This window comes from Vallitalea sediminicola, from assembly GCF_054408565.1.
In genome coordinates, this window is record NZ_BTPT01000093.1 from 21,063 (window position 1) to 27,318 (window position 6,256).

The window sequence follows — 6,256 nt, forward strand, 5'->3', positions numbered from 1 at the left end:
GATATTATATTATGTATATGAAAAACTATACTATAGGTGGTAAAGATATGGATAAAAAATATGACTCTTTGAATAAAGACCAGAAAAAAGCGGTATTACATACAGAGGGCCCCTTGCTTATATTAGCTGGAGCGGGATCAGGAAAAACAAGAGTATTAACACATAGAATAGCTTATCTAATTGAAGAGAAGAATGTAGCACCTTGGAATATTCTTGCAATTACTTTTACCAACAAAGCAGCTAAAGAGATGAGAGAAAGAGTAGATAACCTTGTAGGCTCTGGTAGCGAGGATATATGGGTAAGTACATTCCACTCTACATGTGTTAAGATACTTAGACGTCATATAGATAAGATTGGATATGACCGATATTTTACTATATACGATACTGATGATCAAAAAAAATTAATCCGTGACTGTATGAAACAACTCAACGTTGATCCTAAGCAGTTTAAAGAAAATAGTATTCTAAGCAGTATAAGTTCTGCAAAAGATAAATTACTTACGCCTAAGAAATTTGAAAAACAAGCTTGCGATTACAGAGATCAAGTAATATCAAAAGTATATACGATGTATCAAGATAGACTTAAAAAAAATAATGCACTTGATTTTGATGATCTATTAGTGAAGACAGTTGAAGTATTCAGATTTTGCCCAGATGTATTATCATATTATCAAGATAAGTTTAAATACATAATGGTAGACGAATATCAAGATACTAACCATGTGCAATATATATTTGTTGGTTTACTGGCAAGCAGGTATAAAAATCTGTGTGTAGTTGGTGATGATGACCAATCTATCTATAGATTTAGAGGTGCAGATATTAGCAACATACTTGATTTTGAAAAAGATTTCAGAAATGCTGAGAGTGTAGTACTTGACCAAAACTATCGTTCTACAAAAAATATTCTAGAAGCAGCTAATCAAGTCATCAAAAATAATTATGGCAGAAAAAGTAAGACTCTCTTTACAGATAATGATGAAGGAGCTCTGATTGATTATAGATGTCTTCAGAATGAACAAGCTGAAGCTGAATTCATAGCTGGTGAAATTATTAAAGGGATTGAATCAGATGGCAGAGAGTTTAAAGATTATGCGATACTATACAGAACCAATGCTCAATCACGTGTTATTGAAGAAAGATTCATACTTAATAATATACCTTATAAAATTGTCGGCGGTACATCTTTCTATCAAAGAAAAGAAATAAAAGATATATTAGCATATCTAAAAACTATTAATAACAGTACTGATGATATTGCGGTAAAAAGAATAATAAATGTTCCAAGAAGAGGAATTGGTACAACAACAATTAATAAAGTAGAAAATTATGCATATAATAATGATGTGAATTTCTTCGACGCACTTTGTGAAGTGAGTCAGATACCAAATATGACACGTTCATCTAAGAAAGTGGAGGCATTTGCTAATTTTATTAAAGGATTAAGAGTTGAAAGGGCAACCATGAGTCTAGTTGATTTAACCAATGAAGTCATTGAGAGGACAGGTTATGTCAAAGAACTGGAAGCGGAAGGTACTGATGAGGCACATGGAAGAATTGATAATATTGGAGAATTGATTTCCAAGTTAACTGAATATGAGAATAACGAAGAGGAACCAACATTGAATGGTTTCTTAGAGGAAGTAGCACTTATAGCAGATATAGATAATTATAATGAAGAGACAAATGTTGTTGTTCTTATGACTATGCATAGTGCTAAAGGCTTAGAATTCCCTTGCGTTTTTATTTCTGGTATGGAAGATGGTTTATTCCCTAGTTATATGAGCATATCTTCAGGTCAACAAGAAGATATTGAAGAAGAAAGAAGATTATGTTATGTAGGTATAACAAGGGCTAAGCAAAAACTATATTTATTAGGTGCTAACTCAAGAATGATTAGGGGCATGACTCAATATAATCAAGTATCAAGATTTATTAGGGAGATTAATAATCAACTATTTGATTTAGAGTATAAAAAATCTGCACAGGACATGCCTAATGAAAAAACTAGTTTCAGAAAAAATGCTCATGGTTTTTTGAAAGCAAATCCATATACGGTTAAGAAGAACGCTAATAAGATGCCAACTCCAGAAAACTTTACCCTGGACTATGAAATAGGGGATTTAGTTAAGCATGTGAAGTTCGGTATAGGTGAAGTTCTTGATATACAACCGGGAGGAGCAGATTTCGAAGTTTCAGTTAATTTTCCAAGTGCTGGTGTAAAAAAACTCATGGCAAGGCTTGCAAATCTAAAAAAAGCTATAAATATTTAGATGGTAATCAATTTTTAATAAAAATAAGAATAAAATTGGTTTAAAAATGCAAAGAATAATGGTATAATTATACAAAATATTCAAAAGAAGGGTTGGTGTAAGTATGATTGAGAAATTTAACAAAGAAGAGTTCCTTAATATGAGGCAAGTGAATGACTTGCTAAAGAAGTTTAAAGGTAATGACAAGGAAGAGAAAGAACATAAGAGTAAGACATGGGTTTGGGTGGTACTAGGAGTAGTTACAGTTGCCGCAGGAGCTTTCGCATTATACAAGTTGCTAGCCCCAAATGAATTCGAAGATTTTGAAGAAGAAGAGGATTTCGAGGAGTTTGAGGAATTCGAAGATGAAGATTTTGAAGATATGGATTATGAAGAAAGTGACAATGATTACAGTGCAGATGAACCAGTAGAAGAAGAGTCACAATCTGAAGAATAATAAAAGTTAAAGCGGAGAAAGTATTCTCCGCTATTTTTAAGCAGTAAAAAATAAAAATCAACGTTATTAAAATTGATTATTTATTATTTCGGTACTAATACGAGGAGACATTATATGAAAAAGAAAGATATCATTGAAGGTATTGTTGAGAGAGTAGAATTCCCTAATAAAGGAATTATAAATATAGATTCTGAAAAAGTTATTGTTAAGAATGTAATACCAAGGCAGAAAATAAAAGCAGTAGTTACTAAGAAAAGAAAGAATAAAATAGTAGCTAGGGCTTTAGATATAATAGAAAAGTCACCTATGGAAGTTGAGGCACCATGTAAGGTGTTTGGTAAATGCGGAGGATGTTTATATCAATCTCTACCTTATGAAGAGCAATTGAAGTTAAAGGAATCACAGGTTCTAGAGTTGTTGGATACATTAGATACACATTATGAATATGAAGGAATAACTAAGAGTCCTGAGGTGTTTAATTATCGTAATAAGATGGAGTATAGTTTTGGTGATGAATATAAGGATGGACCTCTTGCGTTAGGAATGCATAGAAAAGCGTCATTGTATGATATTGTTACAGTTGATGATTGTAAGATAGTAAGCAATGATTTTAATATAATACTTAAGACTACTCTTGATTATTTTTCTGAGAAGAATATATCTTATTATTATAAGAGAACACATGAAGGTTACCTTAGATATCTAGTAGTCAGGAAAGCTGTTAATACTCAAGAGATTCTTGTTAATCTGGTTACTTCTTCTCAGATGGATTTTGATCTTGAGGAGTGGGTTGGTCAGTTGAATAGTTGTAATCTGGATGGAGAGATAGTTTCTATAATGCATACTATAAATGATAATCTAGCGGATGCTGTTAAGGTGGATGAGATTAAGAAGTTATATGGTAGAGATTATTTTGTTGAGAAGTTACTTGGGTTACAATTTCGTATTTCTTCATTTTCGTTCTTTCAGACCAATTCTCTTGGTGCAGAAAAACTGTATTCTGTAGTAAGGGATTATGTTGGTGAGACTAGGGATAAGGTTATATTTGATCTTTATAGTGGTACGGGGACTATTACTCAGATGTTAGCACCTGTTGCGAAGAAAGCGGTAGGGGTTGAGATTGTTGAGGAGGCTGTGGAAGCGGCTAAGGAGAATGTTAAGTTGAATGGGCTTGATAATTGTGAGTTTTTAGCTGGGGATGTTTTGAAGGTTATCGATGAGCTTAAGGATAAGCCTGATATTATTGTGCTAGATCCACCAAGAGATGGAATTCATCCTAAGGCTCTTGATAAGATTATTGATTATGGTGTTGAGCAGATTGTTTATGTTAGTTGTAAGCCAACTTCTTTGGTTAGGGATTTGGAAGTGTTTTTGAGTAGAGGGTATAAGGTTGAGAGGGTTAGGTGTGTGGATATGTTTCCGCATACGGTACATGTGGAGACTATTTGTAAATTGTACCGATAAATACAGGGTTTATCGTCATTATAGAAATGAAAAACATTAATTTGCCACCTTATTGCCACCGTCAGTACTTAGTCGGTGGCAAAATTATTTTATTGTGTTTTCAAATATCTCAACAGTTTCTTTTTTCATTTTTTTAGTTACATGTGAATAGGTATCCATAGTAGTAGAGAGTTTAGCATGTCCTAATCTATCTTGAATATCTTTAATATTTGCTCCAGCTTCTAGAAGCATAGTTGCATGTGTATGCCTTAATGAATGAAAATTAAAGTTGATACCTATTTCATAATTAACAACTCTACTAAGATATTTAATACTATCAGTAGTAATTAATTGACCATTTTCTTTTGTACAAACGTAATTTGAATCAGTATAATACTTACCATACCTTAATTTGTTTTCTAGCTGCCATTTACGGTGTTTTTTTAATATATTGTTAAGAGTAGTACCAATTGTAATAGTTCTATAAGATGCTTTAGTTTTAGGTGTACCTAATTCCCATATTCCTTTTCCTTTTCCAACTAGAGTCTTTTCGATTTTTATTGAATTATTTCTTAAGTCAACGCAATCCCATGTCAGAGCACAAACTTCTCCAGCACGCATACCAGTATTAAATCCTATTTGGATGGGAACATGAAATGTACTTCCATATGAAAATCTTTTAATTATAGTATTGAAATCATTCATTGTAATAACTTTTAAATCATCTTTTACTCGTTCATTGTTTTGTATTCTAGGTACTTTTACATATTGCATTGGATTTGCTTTAATGAATTGATAAGGGTACACAGCTGCTTTAAATGCTCCTGAAAGAACACCATAAGAATTTATTATTGAGCTTTTGAAATGGCCAGATATATGCTGTTGATGATGCTACGGGAGTTGTTGTTGAATCATGCCATTAGAGGCTCGTTGTAAATAGAACCGTGGAATAAATGCTGAAGTTATTAAAGCACCTAAAAATCGGTGCTTATATTTTAATAATTTCGAGACATTTTCAAAAATGCTTGACAGAATAATTCTAGCTATGGATATTGTTGTATGATTAGCTACACTTAAATATATTGCATAGTTATGCTTGTTTGACATTTCATTCAGCATAGACTTACCCATGATAAGCTTTAATGTGAGCTACTAGAAGAATGTACGTCATGGACCCTATTCTTAATATTATATATAAGAATCAATATTCTATATTGACAAATATTGGATAAGAGGTTAAACTACTCTTAGTGTTCGTTTTTCGAACGGTAATGTAATTTAACACATTTTTGTTTTTTAGTCGCTTGAAATGAGGAGATAAAATTGGCAGGGAGTAAAAGTGTTTTTTTGGATAATGAGCATACTATTATGTCAGAAATTATGGACAATGAAAATGTCACTCAGCGTGAGCTTTCAAGAAAATTAGGTGTTTCAGTCAGTACTGTAAATGCACTGATGAACAAAATGATTAAAGAAGGTCTCATTAAGATGACACAAGTATCTCAGAAACAAGTTTTCTACATGCTAACGCCTATTGGAATGATGGAAAAGGCAAAAAAAACAGTGAGATATCTTAAAATTCATTACAGAGCAATTTTTGAGACAAAAGAGAAAATTAAGGAAATCTTTGAAGAATTAGCAAATGATCATGACATCATTTTTGTTTTGAAAAGTGATGATGAAATGGGTGAAATGATTGGAATTGCAATTGATGAATTTAAGCCAATTAATTATAATTCGAATTTGATTGTTTTAGACAAGCTAAAGAAGGTTAATGTTAAGGGATTTGATTCACCGGTTCTTGTTCATATGAACAAGAATGAAGAGGTTATTAAAGCGTTTGCTGACGTAGAAGGGTTGACTGTAATCGATCTTACAGAAAGATTATAGATATAGATAAAACAATCAATGAAATTTATACGATGTTTCGGCTCTAGTAGATTGATTTGAGGATATAGTTAGTACCAATCTAGCAGTAATACCTGTGAAAGGGCGAAGCTATGCATGTAATGATTATATAAATATTAAGACTATAGTATTGTGAGGAAATTCAGTGAAAAAGAATTTACTAATTCTCAGCTCTGAAAGGTAAATGTTTTTC

5 protein-coding genes are annotated in these 6,256 nt (G+C 32.1%); 4 read left to right on the forward strand and 1 reads right to left on the reverse strand.

From position 1 onward, the window contains the following. Positions 1–47 precede the first annotated feature (47 nt). The 3 genes from pcrA to rlmD all read left to right on the forward strand — a co-directional run bounded on the left by pcrA (position 48) and on the right by rlmD (position 4,176). Positions 48–2,276: a DNA helicase PcrA gene (pcrA, locus tag ACX6CF_RS25180; RefSeq protein ID WP_458788142.1), complete on the forward strand. Its 2,229-nt coding sequence runs from the start codon at positions 48–50 to the stop codon at positions 2,274–2,276. 103 nt (positions 2,277–2,379) lie between these two features. Next, the gene (locus ACX6CF_RS25185; protein ID WP_458788143.1) at positions 2,380–2,712 is read left to right on the forward strand and encodes a hypothetical protein; all 333 of its coding nucleotides are present in this window, start codon (positions 2,380–2,382) and stop codon (positions 2,710–2,712) included. Between the two features lie 114 nt (positions 2,713–2,826). Further along, positions 2,827–4,176, forward strand: a complete 1,350-nt coding sequence (gene rlmD, locus ACX6CF_RS25190) for a 23S rRNA (uracil(1939)-C(5))-methyltransferase RlmD (protein WP_458788144.1) — start codon at positions 2,827–2,829, stop codon at positions 4,174–4,176. A gap of 84 nt (positions 4,177–4,260) precedes the next feature. Here rlmD and ACX6CF_RS25195 read toward each other — a convergent pair whose 3' ends face one another. After that, positions 4,261–4,962 (reverse strand): site-specific integrase, encoded by a 702-nt coding sequence (locus tag ACX6CF_RS25195; RefSeq protein ID WP_458788145.1) that lies wholly within the window; start codon positions 4,960–4,962, stop codon positions 4,261–4,263. Positions 4,963–5,478: 516 nt separating this feature from the next. Here ACX6CF_RS25195 and ACX6CF_RS25200 point away from each other — a divergent pair. Next, positions 5,479–6,045, forward strand: coding sequence for a winged helix-turn-helix transcriptional regulator (locus ACX6CF_RS25200; RefSeq protein WP_458788146.1), 567 nt, complete (start codon positions 5,479–5,481; stop codon positions 6,043–6,045). Positions 6,046–6,256 lie beyond the last annotated feature (211 nt).